At 70.6% G+C, this 15,845-nt stretch carries 17 protein-coding genes; 14 read left to right on the top strand and 3 right to left on the bottom strand.

Annotation, left to right across the window (positions count from 1 at the left end; genetic code table 11):
- Positions 1-15: 15 nt before the first annotated feature.
- Both FHS23_RS15655 and FHS23_RS15650 read right to left on the bottom strand, forming a co-directional pair.
- Entirely contained in the window at positions 16-660 is a 645-nt protein-coding gene (locus tag FHS23_RS15655) for a (2Fe-2S)-binding protein (RefSeq protein WP_183655507.1), read from the bottom strand.
- 70 nt (positions 661-730) lie between these two features.
- Entirely contained in the window at positions 731-1,567 is an 837-nt protein-coding gene (locus tag FHS23_RS15650) for a putative RNA methyltransferase (RefSeq protein ID WP_221219662.1), read from the bottom strand.
- Between the two features lie 218 nt (positions 1,568-1,785).
- Here FHS23_RS15650 and FHS23_RS15645 point away from each other — a divergent pair, with 218 nt between their 5' ends.
- The 6 genes from FHS23_RS15645 to FHS23_RS15620 all read left to right on the top strand — a co-directional run bounded on the left by FHS23_RS15645 (position 1,786) and on the right by FHS23_RS15620 (position 9,647).
- Complete coding sequence (locus FHS23_RS15645) at positions 1,786-3,084, top strand: ammonium transporter (RefSeq protein ID WP_183655501.1); 1,299 nt, start codon at positions 1,786-1,788, stop codon at positions 3,082-3,084.
- The gene (locus FHS23_RS15640; RefSeq protein ID WP_183655498.1) at positions 3,081-3,419 is read left to right on the top strand and encodes a P-II family nitrogen regulator; all 339 of its coding nucleotides are present in this window, start codon (positions 3,081-3,083) and stop codon (positions 3,417-3,419) included. The genes FHS23_RS15645 and FHS23_RS15640 overlap by 4 nt, the downstream gene beginning before the upstream one ends.
- Positions 3,420-3,428: 9 nt before the next feature.
- The gene (locus tag FHS23_RS15635) at positions 3,429-5,756 is read left to right on the top strand and encodes a [protein-PII] uridylyltransferase (protein ID WP_183655495.1); all 2,328 of its coding nucleotides are present in this window, start codon (positions 3,429-3,431) and stop codon (positions 5,754-5,756) included.
- A 432-nt stretch (positions 5,757-6,188) separates the two neighbouring features.
- Positions 6,189-7,730, top strand: a complete 1,542-nt coding sequence (gene ffh / locus FHS23_RS15630; RefSeq protein ID WP_183655481.1) for a signal recognition particle protein — start codon at positions 6,189-6,191, stop codon at positions 7,728-7,730.
- Positions 7,731-7,736: 6 nt separating this feature from the next.
- Entirely contained in the window at positions 7,737-8,801 is a 1,065-nt protein-coding gene (locus FHS23_RS15625) for an amidohydrolase family protein (RefSeq protein WP_183655477.1), read from the top strand.
- An 81-nt stretch (positions 8,802-8,882) separates the two neighbouring features.
- A complete protein-coding gene (locus FHS23_RS15620) occupies positions 8,883-9,647 on the top strand; it encodes a CPBP family glutamic-type intramembrane protease (RefSeq protein WP_183655459.1) in 765 nt (254 codons plus the stop codon).
- 4 nt (positions 9,648-9,651) lie between these two features.
- Here FHS23_RS15620 and FHS23_RS15615 read toward each other — a convergent pair whose 3' ends face one another.
- The gene (locus FHS23_RS15615) at positions 9,652-10,419 is read right to left on the bottom strand and encodes a TSUP family transporter (protein ID WP_183655456.1); all 768 of its coding nucleotides are present in this window, start codon (positions 10,417-10,419) and stop codon (positions 9,652-9,654) included.
- 336 nt (positions 10,420-10,755) lie between these two features.
- Here FHS23_RS15615 and rpsP point away from each other — a divergent pair, with 336 nt between their 5' ends.
- The 8 genes from rpsP to FHS23_RS15575 all read left to right on the top strand — a co-directional run bounded on the left by rpsP (position 10,756) and on the right by FHS23_RS15575 (position 15,749).
- A complete protein-coding gene (gene rpsP / locus FHS23_RS15610; RefSeq protein ID WP_183655454.1) occupies positions 10,756-11,229 on the top strand; it encodes a 30S ribosomal protein S16 in 474 nt (157 codons plus the stop codon).
- On the top strand, positions 11,226-11,465 hold the full coding sequence (locus FHS23_RS15605; RefSeq protein WP_183655451.1) for an RNA-binding protein: 240 nt from the start codon (positions 11,226-11,228) through the stop codon (positions 11,463-11,465). The genes rpsP and FHS23_RS15605 overlap by 4 nt, the downstream gene beginning before the upstream one ends.
- A gap of 12 nt (positions 11,466-11,477) precedes the next feature.
- On the top strand, positions 11,478-12,047 hold the full coding sequence (rimM, locus tag FHS23_RS15600) for a ribosome maturation factor RimM (protein WP_183655448.1): 570 nt from the start codon (positions 11,478-11,480) through the stop codon (positions 12,045-12,047).
- Between the two features lie 70 nt (positions 12,048-12,117).
- Positions 12,118-12,894, top strand: coding sequence for a tRNA (guanosine(37)-N1)-methyltransferase TrmD (gene trmD, locus FHS23_RS15595; RefSeq protein WP_183655445.1), 777 nt, complete (start codon positions 12,118-12,120; stop codon positions 12,892-12,894).
- Between the two features lie 174 nt (positions 12,895-13,068).
- Complete coding sequence (gene rplS, locus FHS23_RS15590) at positions 13,069-13,425, top strand: 50S ribosomal protein L19 (RefSeq protein ID WP_183655443.1); 357 nt, start codon at positions 13,069-13,071, stop codon at positions 13,423-13,425.
- A gap of 42 nt (positions 13,426-13,467) precedes the next feature.
- Positions 13,468-14,442, top strand: coding sequence for a signal peptidase I (lepB, locus tag FHS23_RS15585; RefSeq protein ID WP_343053977.1), 975 nt, complete (start codon positions 13,468-13,470; stop codon positions 14,440-14,442).
- Positions 14,443-14,592: 150 nt separating this feature from the next.
- Complete coding sequence (locus FHS23_RS15580; protein ID WP_343054006.1) at positions 14,593-15,327, top strand: ribonuclease HII; 735 nt, start codon at positions 14,593-14,595, stop codon at positions 15,325-15,327.
- A 98-nt stretch (positions 15,328-15,425) separates the two neighbouring features.
- Positions 15,426-15,749: a DUF2469 domain-containing protein gene (locus FHS23_RS15575; RefSeq protein WP_183655439.1), complete on the top strand. Its 324-nt coding sequence runs from the start codon at positions 15,426-15,428 to the stop codon at positions 15,747-15,749.
- Positions 15,750-15,845 lie beyond the last annotated feature (96 nt).

Raw genomic sequence — 15,845 nt, 5'->3', positions numbered from 1 at the left:
GAGCCCCGGAAGCGGTCAGCCGAGCAGGGACCGCAGTCGCCGGGTCCGCTCCTCGGGTGTCTGCTTCGGACAGCTGGCGCACTTCTGGCCGCCGGGGATCTCGTAGATCAGGCAGCAGGACGTCCGCCGCACCACGGGGGTGCCGCCCGCCTCGGTGAACAACGGCCGGGGCAGGGGAGCGCCCGTCGCTGCGATGCCGTCACCGAGCTCGCCGGCGAGCCGCATCGCGTCCTCGGCGGCCCCGAGCCTCGCACCGGCCCACAACAGGCGGTTGCCGATCGAGTCGGCCGCGATCGCCCAGAGCGATCGCGGTGTCGCTCCGCTGACATCGGCGATCGCCTCGACCGCGGCCCCCAGCGCGCCGGAGAACGCCTGTGCCAACTGTGGGACGTCGCCGTCGAAGGGGCGCACCGATCGCGCGTCGAGAATCCGGCCGTCGTGGTGAACGTCCAACATCACCGCCTCCAGTGCCGGATCCGTCGCCGTGCCGGTGTGAACCAGTGATTCCAGCGCGGGCGCCACGAGCATCGACGACGCCGAATACCACCGGATCGTCCCCAGCACCCGGTCGCCCGCCTCTCCGTAGAGTCCCGCCGCGCGCCGCAGGTCCTCCCGTAGCCAGGTGCGGTCGGCCAGCACGCTCGCTGCCAGCTCGGTCACGTTCGCCTCCACGTCACAAGCCCGTCGTCTCGGTACCCGACCGTACGGGTGGGCCTCGTCCTGTCCTGTCTCATCCCCTTCTGCGCAGCACCGAGACGTCGAACTCGATCGTGACCGTCACGCCACCGGTCAGCGCGTCGAGTCTCTCGCCGAGCCCGTCGCGGTGGAGATGGTGGGCGTTCGGTCCCATGAGCACGAGTTTGCGCACCTCGTCGGCGTCGAGCTCGGCGGTCTGGCGGGTCCTCTCCACCCCGGCGGGTTCGAAATGCCCTGCCAGTGACTCGGCGACCCGGTCGGCCTTGTCGCCCGCGATGTCGAGCAGGCCCAGCTCGGTGACGAGCTCGTGCAGATGGCCCGCCCCGGGCGTTGCGACAGCGAGCAGCCCGCCGGGCCGCAACACGCGGTGGAACTCCGCGGCGTTGCGCGGTGCGAAGACGTCGAGCACGACGTCGGCGACACCGTCGGCCACCGGCCACGACTCCCACAGATTCCACACCACGGCGCCGATCCGCGGATGCGCCTTCGCCGCGCGCCGCAGGGCGGGGGCCGACACGTCGAGCGCCAGGCCCCACGCGGACTCCACCCGGTCCAGCACTCCCGCGAGGTAGTGGCCCGTGCCCGCGCCGGCGTCGACGACGAGCTCCGGATCACCGGTCGCGGCCGTCACGCGTGCGAGCAGTTTCACGAGCGGGTCGTACCGGCCCGTCGCCAGGAAGTCCGCGCGGGCCGCGACCATCTCGCCGGTGTCGGCGGTGCCCGCATCGACCCCGGCGCGGAGGAGGTTCACGTAGCCCTGCTTCGCGAGGTCGAACGAATGCCGCCGCACGCAGCGCAGCGACCGTCCTTCCGGGTGCAACGGCTCCGCGCACACGGAGCAGCGCAGCGCGTTCACGACCGCGGGCGGCAGCGAACGCGGCGGCCGGTTCGGAGTCGTCACGAGCCCTATTCGACCACGAGGTTTCGCAACCGGACGTATCCGCCCCGGTCGGCAGAAACGCAGAAGTAACAACGACGACGAATCGCTTCACGAACCCGAAACGCCACGAGCCATTCGGCGCAACACGGTTTCCCGATGCTGTCCCGCAATCGCGAGTTCGGCTGCCTGCTCTCTTAAGGAGGAGAAGCGTGGAAGGGAATACGGCCTGGTTGCTCACCAGTTCCGCACTGGTGCTGCTCATGACGCCGGGGTTGGCGTTCTTCTACGGCGGCATGGTCCGCTCGAAGAGCGTCCTGAACATGCTGATGATGTGCTTCGGTTCGATGGGGCTCATCTCCGTGCTGTGGGTCGTCTACGGCTACTCGATGACCTACGGCGAGACCGTCGGTAGCGTCCTCGGCAACCCGTTCGAGATGCTCGGCCTGTCCGGGCTGATGACGCCCGAGGGCGACCCGACGGCGGGCACGGTCGACGTGGCGTTCCAGGCGATGTTCGCGATCATCACGGTCGCGCTGATCGCCGGTGCCGTCGCCGACCGCATGAAGTTCGGCGCCTGGCTGCTGTTCGGCGGCCTGTGGGCCACGCTCGTCTACTTCCCGGTGGCGCACTGGGTGTGGGGCACCGGCGGTTGGATCGACGAGATGGGCGCCCTCGACTTCGCGGGCGGTACGGCGGTGCACACCAACGCGGGTGCCGCCGCGCTCGGCCTCGTCCTGGTGCTCGGCAAGCGGGCGGGCTGGCCGAAGGAGCCGATGAAGCCGCACAACCTGCCGTACGTGATGCTCGGCGCGGGTCTGCTGTGGTTCGGCTGGTTCGGCTTCAACGCGGGCTCGGCCTACGCCGCCGACGGGGTCGCGGGCATCGCATTCATCAACACCGTGACGGCCACCGCCGCCGCGATGCTCGGCTGGCTGCTGCTCGAGCGCGTCCGGGACGGCAAGCCCACCAGCCTCGGCGCCGCCTCCGGTGTCGTCGCGGGTCTGGTCGCCATCACGCCCGCCTGTGCGTACGTCGACACGTGGGGCGCGCTGGCCATCGGCGCGATCGCCGGTGTCGTCTGCGCCGCGGCCGTCGGCCTCAAGTACCGCTTCGGCTACGACGACTCGCTCGACGTCGTCGGCGTCCATCTCGTGGGCGGCCTGATCGGCACGATCATGCTCGGTTTCGTGGCCACCGCGAGCGTGGTCCCGGACGGTGAGGGCGTCGACGGGCTCATCTACGGCGGCAGCATCGACCTGCTGGGCAAGCAGGTGCTGTCCGTGGTCGTCGTCATGATCTACTCCGGGATCATCGCCGCGGTCCTCGGCTTCCTCGTCAAGGCCGTCACAGGCGGCCGGGTCTCGACCGAGGACGAGGTCGCGGGTATCGACGAGGCGGAGCACGCCGAGTCGGCCTACGACGTCGCGGGCGGCCGCGGTGGCCGTCCGACGTCGGCCGGCAGCGGTGTGGCGAACTCGGCCAGGAAGCTGGAGGAGTCCAACTCATGAAGCTGATCACCGCCATCATCAAGCCGTTCACCCTCGACGACGTCCGCTCGGCGCTCGAACAGCTCGGCGTGCTCGGCATGACCGTCAGCGAGGTCCAGGGATACGGCAGGCAGAAGGGTCACACCGAGATCTACCGCGGCGCCGAGTACGCCGTCGACTTCGTGGCCAAGCTGAAGGTCGAGGTCGTCACCGACGACGCGGGCGTCGACAAGGTCATCGAGGCGGTGGCGGGCGCGGCCCACACCGGCAAGATCGGTGACGGCAAGGTGTGGGTCACGTCGGTCGACACCGTAGTCCGTGTCCGCACCGGCGAACGCGGCGCGGACGCCCTCTAGGCGCACGCGGTGGTCGTAGGGGGACTTGTCGAGGCGGCCGAGAGGCTGCTGGAAGGCCGGCACGGCAGGCTCGGTGCCACGGCACTGCGGGCCGCGCTGGTCGACCTCTACGAGTTCTGGCTGAGCAAGGCCGTCGCGGCGGCCGGCGCCGACGCCTCCGGGGTGCTCCCGGACGGCGTGGCGCTGGTCGCCGTCGGTGGCCTCGGCCGTCGGGAACTCGTGCCGTTCTCCGACCTCGACCTCATTCTTATCCACAATGGACACCCGAACATCGGTGAGATCGCGGACGCGCTCTGGTACCCGCTGTGGGATGCGCGCATCGGTCTCGACCATTCCGTGCGCACGCCCTCCGAGGCGCTGAAGGTCGCCTCGGAGGATCTGCGCACGGCCATGGGCCTGCTCGACGGCAGGCTCATCGCGGGTGACGCCGACCTGGCGTCCCGACTCGTCGGCGCAGCCCGCGACCAGTGGCGGCGCACGGCGAGGAAACGCGTTCCCGAACTGTTCGAGTACACCCGGGAGCGTTGGCGGCGCAGCGGCGAGATCGCGCAGTCGTCCGAACCGGACCTGAAACACGGCCGCGGCGGTCTGCGGGACCTGGTGGTGCTCGACGCGTTCGCCGCCGCACAGCTGGCCGACCGGCCGGGCGAGGAACTGACCGCCGCGCGGGAACTGCTGCTGGACGTGCGGACCGACCTGCGGCGCACGGCCCGCCGCAGCAGGGACGTGCTCAGCGCGGAGGACGCCGCCGTGGTCGCGTCGGAACTCGACCTCGGAGACCGGTTCGCGTTGGCCCGCAGGCTCTCCGGCGCGGGAAGGACGGTCGCGTACGCCGTCGACGTCGCGCTGCGTGCCGCCGACCCGCCGAAGGGCAGGTTCGGCAGGCGGCCGTCCCGTTCTCCGCTCGACGACGGCGTGGTGCTCCACTCCGGCGAGGTGGCGCTGGCCCGCGACGCCGTCCCCGCACGGGACCCCGGACTGCTGTTGCGGGTCGCCGCCGCGTCGGCGCGGACCGGCAACCCGATCTCGCACGGCACGCTGCGCACGCTCGCCGATGCGGCGCCGGAACTGCGGGCGCCGTGGCCGGAGTCGGCCAGGAGGGCGTTGACCGAACTGCTCGGCGCGGGCGACGGACTCGTCGACGCCGTCGAGGCACTCGATCGCACCGGCCTTTGGGCACGGTTGCTGCCGGAGTGGGGAGCGGTCCGCGACCTGCCGCCGCGGGCACCCGTGCATGCGTGGACGGTCGACCGGCACCTGGTGGAGGCGTGCGTCGAGGCGGCCGGCCTGACCGACACCGTCGCGCGCCCCGACCTGCTCCTGCTCGGCACTCTGCTGCACGACATCGGCAAGGGGCGCCGGGCCGACCATTCCGAACTCGGCGCCGAGATCGCGGGCCACGTCGCCGTCCGTATCGGATTGTCCGAACGCGACACGAACCTCGTGGTCGGCATGGCCCGGCACCACCTGCTCCTGCCGGACACGGCCACGCGGCGCGACATCAGCGAACCGGAGACCGTCGAACGCGTCGCCAAGACCATCGACGGTGACCCGTTGCTGCTCGACCTGCTGCACGCGCTGGCGAAGGCCGACTCGCGGGCGACCGGCCCCGGCGTGTGGACCCACTGGAAGGCCGGCCTCGTGGCGGAGCTGGTCAGCCGTACCCGCACGCTGCTGGCAGGAAGGCCGCTCCCCGAACCGGAGGCCGTCGACGCGACCCAGCGCGAGCTCGTCGCCGAGGCGGTCCGTGCGACGAGGGGACAGGTCACGGTCACGCCGTCGCGGCCGCGGGGCGAGGTCACCACGGTCGTGTTCGCCGCCCCCGCGGGCGCCGAGCTGCTCACCCCGGCGGCGGGCGTGCTCGCGCTCAACTCGCTCGAGGTGCACACGGCCACGCTGCGTACCCACGCGGGCGGCAGGGTCGGCGTGTTCACGGCGTCGCCGCGGTTCGGCACACCGCCCGATCCGGCCTTGCTGCGGGACCAGTTCGCCCGCGCCGTCGCGGGCAGGCTGGCGCTGGCGCAGAAGCTCGCCGAGAAGGAGCGGGCCTACGCGGGTGCGCCCGCCGGGCCTGTATCGCCGAAGGTGCTGTGGTTCGACGACGAGACGGCGGGTGCGGAGACCGTCGTGGTGGAGTTGCGCGCCATGGACCGGATCGCACTCCTGCACCGCGTGGCGGGAGCGCTGCGGCGCAGCGACGCCGAGGTGCGCTGGGCGAAGGTCGAGACGCTCGGTGACCGGGTCGTCGATTCGTTCGCCGTCGGGCCGAGGACCGGAACACTGGACGCCGCCTGGCGCGGGCGGCTCGAGCAGGCCCTGCTCGCCGCCGCGGGCTGACGACGGCGGCACGCCGCACGCTCCACGCCTGGTGGCCGGCCGCCCGCCGGCCGGGGCGTACCGGGTGTGGGCGGCCGAGTGGAGCATTCCCCACCCGGGCCGTGGGCGTACGTACCAGCAGGTTGAGTAGCTCTACTCAGCCCGATTCCGGTGTCTTCACGCTGCCGTCACACCCCGCCGGGAATCCATGCTGGGAACCAGCTCGGAAGCAACGGTTCTGCGGCGGTGAGGTTCGCCTGGTGCTGGGGGTCTGGCGAACAGGCCGCCCAGGGCCGTGGTGCCCGAGCAGAGACGCCGCCCGGCCGGACGAGGGGGATCTGTGGGGGACAGACCGGCCGGGCGGCCCCTCGGCCACCGGCGGCCAGTACCCTGGGAGGTCGTCGGCGTAGTGGGCCGGCGCCAGGAACCACGAACTGCTGGAGCGTGCACCCCGTGTTCGACACCCTCTCGGATCGGCTCACCTCGGTCCTGCAGAACCTCCGCGGCAAGGGCAAGCTCTCCGACGCCGACATCGACGCCACCGCACGCGAGATCCGCATCGCGCTGCTGGAGGCCGACGTCGCGCTGCCCGTGGTGCGGGAGTTCATCAAGCACGTCAAGGAGCGTGCGAAGGGCGCCGAGGTCTCCGAGGCGCTGAACCCGGCCCAACAGGTCATCAAGATCGTCAACGAGGAGCTCGTCGGCATTCTCGGCGGCGAGACCCGGCGGGTGAACCTCGCGAAGAACCCGCCGACCGTCATCATGCTCGCCGGTCTGCAGGGCTCCGGTAAGACGACGCTCGCGGGCAAGCTGGCGACGTGGCTGAAGTCGCAGGGGCACGCGCCGATGCTCGTGGCCTGCGACCTGCAGCGCCCGAACGCCGTGACGCAGCTGCAGGTGGTCGGTGAGCGTGCGGGCGTGACGACCTTCGCCCCCGAGCCGGGCAACGGCGTGGGCGACCCGGTCGACGTCGCCAAACGCAGCATCGAAGAGGCGCGTCACGCCCAGCACGACGTGGTCGTGGTCGACACGGCGGGACGCCTCGGTGTCGACGAAGAACTCATGCAGCAGGCCGCCGACATCCGCGACGCGGTCCAGCCGGACGAGACGTTGTTCGTCGTCGACGCGATGATCGGTCAGGACGCGGTGACCACCGCGGAGGCGTTCCGCGACGGCGTCGGGTTCACCGGTGTCGTGCTGACCAAGCTCGACGGCGACGCCCGCGGTGGTGCGGCCCTGTCGGTGCGGCAGGTGACCGGCGAGCCGATTCTGTTCGCCTCCAACGGTGAGAAGCTCGAGGACTTCGACGTCTTCCATCCCGACCGGATGGCCAGCCGCATCCTCGGCATGGGCGACATGCTCACCCTGATCGAGCAGGCCGAGCAGGCCTTCGACCAGGAGAAGGCGGAGCAGGCGGCCTCCAAGCTCGGTACGGGCGACATGACGCTCGAGGACTTCCTCGAGCAGATGCAGGCCGTGCGCAAGATGGGCCCGATCGGCAACCTGCTGGGCATGCTGCCCGGCGCCGGGCAGATGAAGGACCAGCTCTCACAGGTCGACGACGCCCAGATCGACCGGCTGCAGGCGATCATTCGCGGTATGACGCCCGCCGAGCGGGAGAACCCGAAGATCATCAACGCCTCGCGGCGGCAGCGCATCGCCACCGGTTCCGGCGTCGCGGTCAGGGAGGTCAACGACCTCGTCAACCGGTTCTACGAGGCCCGCAAGATGATGCAGCAGATGGCGGGCAAGTTCGGTTTCGGCGGTGGCGGCGGCAGCGCCACGAAGAAGCAGAAGAAGGGCCGCAAGAACAAGAAGGGTAAGAACAAGGGGCAGCAGAAGCAGAAGATGCCCGGTGGTTTCCCCGGAATGCCTCCCGGCGGCATGCCCGGCGGCGGGGGCGGCATGCCCGACATGTCGCAGCTTGGGGGCGGGCTCAACGACCTGCCACCCGGATTCGACCCTTCGAAGCTGAAGCTGCCGAAGAACAAGTAGCCGCCCATGTTCCACATTCGCGGTGTCGTCCTGCCCGACGGGCGGGAGCAGGACCTCTGGACAGACGGTGACCGGATCTCCCTGACGCCGGTGGAGGGTGCGCAGACCCTTGAGGGCGCGTTCGTGCTGCCCGGGTTGGTCGACGCGCACTGCCACCCCGGCGTCGGCGTCGACGGGCCGGTCACGCTCGACGAGGCCGTGACACAGGCCGAGACCGACCGCGACGCGGGCACGCTGCTCATCCGCGACTGTGGCGTGCCGATCGACACGCGGCCACTGCAACGGCGCGACGACCTGCCGCGGATCATTCGCTGCGGCCGGCACATCGCGCTGCCCAAGCGGTACATCCCGAACCTCGGTATCGACCTGGAACATCCGGAGCAGCTGCCGGACGCGGTCGCCGAACAGGCCGTCGCGGGCGACGGCTGGGTGAAGCTGGTCGGTGACTGGATCGACCGCGGAGTCGGCGACCTCGCCCCGCTGTGGCCCGACGACGTGCTGGCCGACGCCGTCAAGGCCGCCCACGACGCGGGTGCGCGCGTGACGGCGCACGTGTTCGGCGAGGCCGCGCTGCCCGGCCTCATCGACGCGGGTATCGACTGTCTCGAACACGGCACGGGCCTGGACCGCGAACTGCTGGACCGGATGGCCGCACAGGGGACGGCCCTGGTCCCGACGCTGATCAACATCGAGAACTTCCCCGGAATCGCCGATCAGGCGGTCAAGTATCCGACGTACGCGGCGCACATGCGCGCCTTGCACGCCGGCGTCGGCGACATGATCGGCGAGGCGATGGACGCCGGCGTCGAGATCTACGCGGGCACCGACGCGGGCGGCATGGTCGCCCACGGCAAGCTGCCCGATGAGGTTTCCGCACTGCACCGTGCGGGAATGCCGGCCGAGCAGGCTCTGGGTGCGGCGTCCTGGGCGGCTCGCGCATGGCTCGGCCACGACGGCATCGCCGACGGTGCGCAGGCCGACCTCGTGGTCTTCGACGCCGACCCTCGTGAGGACGTCGACGTCCTCCGCAGCCCTCGTCACATTCTCCTCAGGGGACGGCTGGCCCGCTGACGCCTGCCGGGCCGTCGTGACGACGCGGGTACGCACAGTAGGCTCGCGGCGATCTGTCGGCCGAATCGGGGGAGGACCAGCGTGGCGGTACCGAATCCGGGTGAGCCGGTCTCCGGCGACCCGTCTCCGGTCAGCCCGCCACCGCCACGCTGGGGGTTCGGTGCCTTCCTGCTGGTCGAGGCCGTGCTCCTGGCCTCGGCCGCGCTGATCGGTGCCATCCTGCACAGTGGTGGCGGTGGCCTGTCGGTACGCAGCGTGCTCATCGGCACGATGCTGCCCACGGTGATCGCGGCGAGTACGGCCCTGGTCATCACGAAGGTGCGCGGCAACGGCCCACTCGCCGACCTCAACCTGTCGTGGTCGTGGGATGACGTGAAGCTCGGTCTCAAGCTGGGCGCCCTGGGGCTGGTCGTGACCAGCGTCGGGGCGTGGATCTGGACCGAGATCGTCGGCGAACGCAACGCCCAGTCCGCCATCAGCGCCCTCGTCGAGGGGCAGCCGATGTCGGTGCAGGCGGCTGTGGTGATGTTCCTGTACCTGTGGCTGCTCGGGCCGATCTGCGAGGAGATCATCTACCGCGGCCTGCTCTGGAGCGCCACGGAACGGCTCGAATGGCGCAAGGAGAAATGGGGCAGGCTCGCGGCGTTCGGCCTGTCGACCGCCGTGTTCGCGGTCAGCCACCTCGAACCGTTGCGCACGACGTTGCTGCTGGTCATCTCCATCCCGATCGGCCTGGCTCGGCTGATCACCGGACGACTGCTCGGCAGCATCGTGGCCCACCAGATGAACAATTTCCTGCCCGCGGTGGCGATCCTGCTGACGGCGTTGGGGATCGTCGAGGCCTGAACCGCTAGAGGGTCTGCACCAGCAGGTGGGTCGCGAGCCCGAGGCCCGCGAGCGCGATGGCGACGCGCAGTGGCCGTTCCGGCAGCCGCCGCACCAACATGGGACCCACCCACGCGCCGACGAACGATCCGGCCGCGAGCGAGACCGCCGCCGCCCAGTTCACCGGCGCGAGGATCGCGAACGCGACGGCGGCCGTGCCGTTCGCGGCGCCGCTGGCGATGTTCTTGAGCGCGTTCGCCACGGGCAGCCGGTCCGGCAGCGAGATCGACAGCACCGCGAGCATCATGATGCCCGCGCCCGCCCCGAAGTACCCGGAGTAGATCGTCACGGCGACGAACGCCGCCGCGAACCCCACACCGGGGGAGCGCTCGCGGCCCCGCCGCGCCGCGCGGACGTCCGCGGCCTGTCGGAGCCGGTCGCGCAGCAGGAGCAGCACCGAGCCGAGCGCGATCAGCCATGGCACGACCAGTTCGAACGTGTCGGCGGGCGTCGTCAGCAGCAGCGCGGCACCGGCCGACCCGCCGACGGTCGCCGCGGCGACGATCTTGCCGAGCCTGCGGCCCTGCCCACGGAGTTCGCGACGGGAACCGCCCGCGGCGCCGAGGGTCGTCGCCAGCATCGCCACGGTGTTCGTCATGTTCGCCGTCAACGGCGGCAGTCCCGCCGCGAGCAGCGCCGGATAACTGAACAACGAGGCGAGGCCCGCCACCGACGACGCCAGTCCCGCCGCCACCCCCGCTCCGGAGAGCAGTGCCACCGAGGTGACGTCCACGTGCGATCCTCTCGTCGTCGGCCCGGCTCCGGAAGCGGAGGTCGCGGGCACCCGCCGCGGCAGGTGTCCGCCGGGTCCCGACCGCGTCGGCCGGCTCGCGCCACGGCGCCGGTACGGGCCCGCACCGGAGTCTTCTCGGCCGCCGCCGGAGCCCGGGAGGGGAGCCCGCCGCAGGTGACGTACCTCGCTCTGGCAAAATGGGAGCTTGCCCGCTCCGAACGGGCCCTCTCACCGCGTCGGAGCGATACACAGACCTGCGGGCATCGCCGATCCGCTCCCCACTCGGGGGTGGTGCCTCGAACCGAGCAAGCGAACACGACAGGAGTACCCACACCCGTGGCCGTCAAGATCAAGCTGCAGCGCCTGGGCAAGATCCGTGCGCCGTACTACCGCATCATCGTCGCGGACGCGCGTACCCGGCGGGATGGCAAGGCCATCGAGACGATCGGCAAGTACCACCCGAAGGAAGAGCCGAGCTTCATCGAGGTGAACTCGGAGCGTGCGCAGTACTGGCTGGGCGTCGGCGCACTGCCGACCGAGCCGGTCCAGCGCATCCTCGAGGTGACCGGCGACTGGCAGAAGCACAAGGGCCTGCCCGGTGCCGAGGGCACGCTCAAGCCGCAGCCCGAGAAGAAGACCAAGCAGGAGATCTTCAACGAGGCGCTCGCTGCCGCGAACGAAGAGCCGTCCGTCGCGGCCGTCACCCCGAAGAAGAAGGGTGGCAACAAGAAGGCCGACAAGGCGGAGTCCGAGGAGACCGCCGAGGCCTCTGAGTCCAGCGAGGGCGAGAAGAAGGCCGACGAGGCGTGAGCTTCCTCGCCGACTCGCTCGAGCACTTGGTCCGCGGCATCGTCGACAACCCCGACGACGTCCGTGTCGACCTGGTCAGCAGCCGCCGCGGTCGCACCCTCGAGGTCCACGTCCACCCGGACGACCTCGGCAAGGTGATCGGCCGCAGCGGGCGTACCGCGACGTCGTTGCGCACCGTGATGAACTCCGTCGGCGGCAAGGGCATCCGCGTCGACGTCATCGACACCGACCGCTGAACGGCAGTCACCGTGCAGGTCGTGGTCGGCCGGGTCGCGAAAGCGCACGGCATTCGCGGCGAACTCGCCGTGGACGTGCGGACCGACTCGCCAGAGGAGCGCTTCGCCGAAGGCGTGGTACTGACCGGCAAGTCCCGTAACGGTCGCACGACTCGACTCACAGTGGCAGCCGCCCGTTGGCACAGCGGGCGGCTGCTGCTGCGTTTCGAGGAGGTGCCCGACCGAACCGAGGCGGAGCGGCAACGCGGGCTGCTGCTGCTCGCCGAAGCCCGTGAACTGCCGCCGATCGACGACCCCGACGAGTTCTACGACCACGAACTCGAAGGGCTGCGTGCGGAACTGACCGACGGCACCGTCGTCGGAACCGTGCGCGAGGTCGTCCACTCGCCGGGGGGTGAGTTGCTCTCCCTCGACCGGGACGGCGGTGAGGCGCTCGTACCGTTCGTGCGGCAGATCGTGCCGGAGGTCGACGTCGCGGGTGGACGCGTCGTGCTGGACCCGCCCGACGGTCTTCTCGACGACGCGGCCGAGACCGCCGGTACTCCCGACGACGCGGCCGATCGGGACGAGTCCACCCGATGACGGCCGCCCCGGCCCCGGGCTCCGGTCCCGCGGCCGATCCAGTCCACGAACACCGCCGAAAGCTCCCGTTGTGAAACTCGACGCCCTCACGATCTTCCCCGAGTATCTGCAGCCGCTGCGTGCCGCGTTGCTGGGCAGGGCGATCGACCGCGGGCTGATCGAGATCGGGGTGCACGACCTGCGGGACTGGACCTACGACGTGCACCGGGCCGTCGACGACGCGCCGTACGGCGGCGGTCCTGGCATGGTGATGAAGCCGCAGGTCTGGGGTGAGGCGCTCGACGCCGTCTGTACCGACCGGTCCCGGCTGATCGTGCCCACGCCGGCGGGCAGGCCGTTCACCCAGGCGATGGCGCGCGAGTACGCCGAGGAGGAACACCTCGTATTCGCGTGCGGCCGTTACGAGGGCATCGACCAGCGCGTGTTCGACGACGCGGCGCGGCGGATGCCCGTCGACGAGGTGTCGATCGGCGACTACGTGCTCGTCGGGGGCGAGGCGGCGGTGCTGGTCATGGTCGAGGCCGTGGTCCGGCTGCTGCCCGGCGTCCTCGGTAATCCGGTCTCCGCCGAACAGGACTCGTTCTCCGACGGGCTGCTGGAAGGGCCCAGCTTCACGCGGCCCGAGGTGTGGCGTGACCTGGCGGTGCCGGACGTGCTGCGCTCCGGCAACCATGCCCGGATCGACCGCTGGCGCCGTGACCAGGCTCTGGAGCGTACGTTCCACCGCCGTCCCGAGCTGCTCGACCGGCTCGCCGACGAACTCGACGCCCACGACCGCGCGGTACTCGACGAGCTCCGCGCCGACACCGGCGGGCCCGGTGCCGGCCAGGGGCACGACCAGGCATGACGGTGCCTGCCGACGGCCCCGTGTCCGGCGCGGACATCCCCCATGCCATACTTGACCAGTTGGCGCGACGTGTGAACACGCGCTGCCGAGAACTCCTGGGCCGCCCGCTGCGAGGCCGGTGCGCGCCCGGACATGTCAAGCCACATTGCCACAAGGACGAGGACGGACCTGAAGATGAACACCCTGGACGCGCTGGACGCTGAGTCGCTGCGTTCCGACATCCCCTACTTCCGCCCGGGCGACACGCTCAAGGTTCACGTCCGCGTCATCGAGGGCAACCGCGAGCGGAACCAGGTCTTCGAGGGCGTCGTGATCGCTCGTCAGGGCGGCGGCATCCGCGAGACGTTCACCGTCCGCAAGATGTCGTTCGGTATCGGTGTGGAGCGCACGTTCCCGGTGCACACGCCGAACATCGCCAAGATCGAGGTCTCCAAGAAGGGTGACGTCCGCCGGGCGAAGCTCTACTACCTCCGCAATCTGCGCGGCAAGGCAGCCAAGATCAAGGAGCGCCGCGAGACCGCCGCTTCCTGATAGCTCCGGAGCTTCCCGTAGCCTGACGTCGTGGTCGAGCCTGTGCCTTCAAACGCCCCCCAGGACGAGCCGGAGAACCCGGACGACGAGCGTAAGAATCCGTTCGAAACGCCGACCGGCCGGTCCGACTCGTCCGAGGAGAACGGCGAGAAGGCACAGGCCGCCGACGGCGTGAGTGAGCGGTCCCGCAGCCGGCGGAGCAAGGGCAAGGCGAAGAAGCAGCGTTCGTTCTGGAAGGAACTCCCGATCCTGATCGGGATCGCGCTGGTGCTCGCCTTCGTCATCCAGCAGTTCTTCGCGCGGGTCTACATGATCCCGTCGGGGTCGATGGAGCAGACGCTGCACGGCTGCCCCGGCTGCACACCCGACCGGATCCTGGTCGACAAGCTGGTCTACGACTTCTCGGACCCCGACCCCGGCGAGGTCGTGGTGTTCCGCGGCCCCGACTCGTGGGTCGGACCGGGACTGGACGACGGCGGCAACGCCGTGGCCGACTTCTTCCAGATGGTCGGCTCCGCCTTCGGGCTCGCCCCGCCCGATGAGCGCGACTTCGTCAAGCGGGTCATCGCGACCGGCGGGCAGACCGTCGAATGCTGCGACGACCAGAACCGGGTCCTGGTGGACGGCAAGCCGCTCGAGGAGCCGTACCTGCATCTCGAGGGGGGCCGCCCGCAGGCTTCGTTCGACCAGGTCACCGTGCCCGAGGGGTACGTCTGGGTCATGGGCGACAATCGCAACAACTCGGCCGATTCCCGCTACCACAACGACGGTGGCGGAGCCTCTGGCGCGGTTCCCGTTGACAACATCATCGGCAAGGCGCGCCTGATCGTCCTGCCGCCGTCCCGGTGGGGAATCATTCACGCGGACAATCCGCAGCAGCAGGCCGAAGCCATGAGCGCGCCCGCCTGGCAACAGGGCATCCCGCTGGCCACAGGTGCCCTGGCGGCGTGGCCGGTGCTCGCGACGGGACGCCGTGTCGGCGCCGCCGCGGGCGGAGTGCTGCGCCGCGACCGCTGACCCGGCGGACGAGTGTTGGAGCGTCCCGTGCCCAATCCGTCGAACCGTTCCCCGACATCGGCGTCCCCCGCCGCGAAGTCCTCTGCCGTCGCGAAGGGGGCGAGGAAGCCCTCGCTGCTGTCGTCGGCGGCCCTGCGGCCCCCGCGCGCGATCATCCGAGGTGCGATGCCGTGGGCGCTGCAGGGCGCGCTGGACCGTCGTGGCCTGGGCCCGGTGGCGGGCGTCGACGAGGCGGGCCGCGGTGCCTGCGCGGGGCCCCTGGTTGTGGCCGCGTGCGTGTTACGGCCCGGCGACGCCTCCCGTCTCTCGGAACTGACCGATTCGAAGCTGCTGACGGCGGCGGCCCGGGATCGCGTGTACGAGCGGGTCGTCCGCCGCGCGGTCGCCTACTCGATCGTGGTCGTGCCGCCCGACGAGGTGGACGCCCGCGGTATTCACGTGACCAACATCGAAGGCATGCGCAGGGCGGTCACGCGGCTGCAGGTGGCACCGGGCTACGTGCTGATCGACGGCTTCAGGGTGCCCGGGCTGCCGGCGCCGAGCGTTCCCGTGATCAAGGGTGATCGGGTGGCGGCGTGCGTGGCGGCGGCCTCGGTACTGGCCAAGGTCACGCGTGATCGGATCATGGCCGACGTGCACGCCGAGTATCCGCAGTACGGCTTCGACGTGCACAAGGGCTACACGACGACCGACCACGGCGAGGCCCTCACGGTCCACGGGCCCTGCCCGGCGCACCGCTGGTCGTACACGAACGTGGCCGTCGCCGCGAAGACGCACGACCTGCACCCGCCGCATCCGGTGCTGTTGACCGCGGCTGCGCTCCAGGCGAAGCAGGGCCCCGCCGTCGACAACCAGGAAGCATTGTTCGACGTGCCCACCGGGTGAGGCGGAAACCGGTGCCGCCCGACTCTTCTCCGGCCGCGGTGTTCGGGTGTCACAATGGTTGTTCGCCACCGACCGGCTGCAAGGCTTGCGAGGAGCAGATGAGCGCAGAGGATCTCGAGAAGTACGAGACCGAGATGGAACTGTCGCTGTACCGGGAGTACCGCGACATCGTCGGGCAGTTCTCGTACGTCGTGGAGACCGAGCGGCGGTTCTACCTGGCCAACTCCGTCGACGTGCAGGTGCGTGACAGCGGCGGCGAGGTGTACTTCGAGGTGCGCATGTCGGACGCGTGGGTGTGGGACATGTACCGCCCGGCCCGCTTCGTCAAGAGCGTCCGCGTGATCACCTTCAAGGACGTGAACGTCGAGGAGCTGGAGAAGCCCGAGCTGAGGTTGCCCGAGGAAGGCCCGTTCGGCGGCTGACACCCCGTCCGCAGCGGCCCCTGTGCGGTACACCGCCCCGGGCGGGCCGCCGGTTAGCACGGACCCCTGACGATGCCGGGGGACGGCTCGCCCGGC

It is taken from the genome of Prauserella isguenensis (assembly GCF_014191605.1).
GTDB lineage: Bacteria > Actinomycetota > Actinomycetes > Mycobacteriales > Pseudonocardiaceae > Prauserella > Prauserella isguenensis.
The sequence above is the reverse complement of the archived record's forward strand: the minus strand, read 5'-3'. Positions and strand labels throughout refer to the sequence as shown.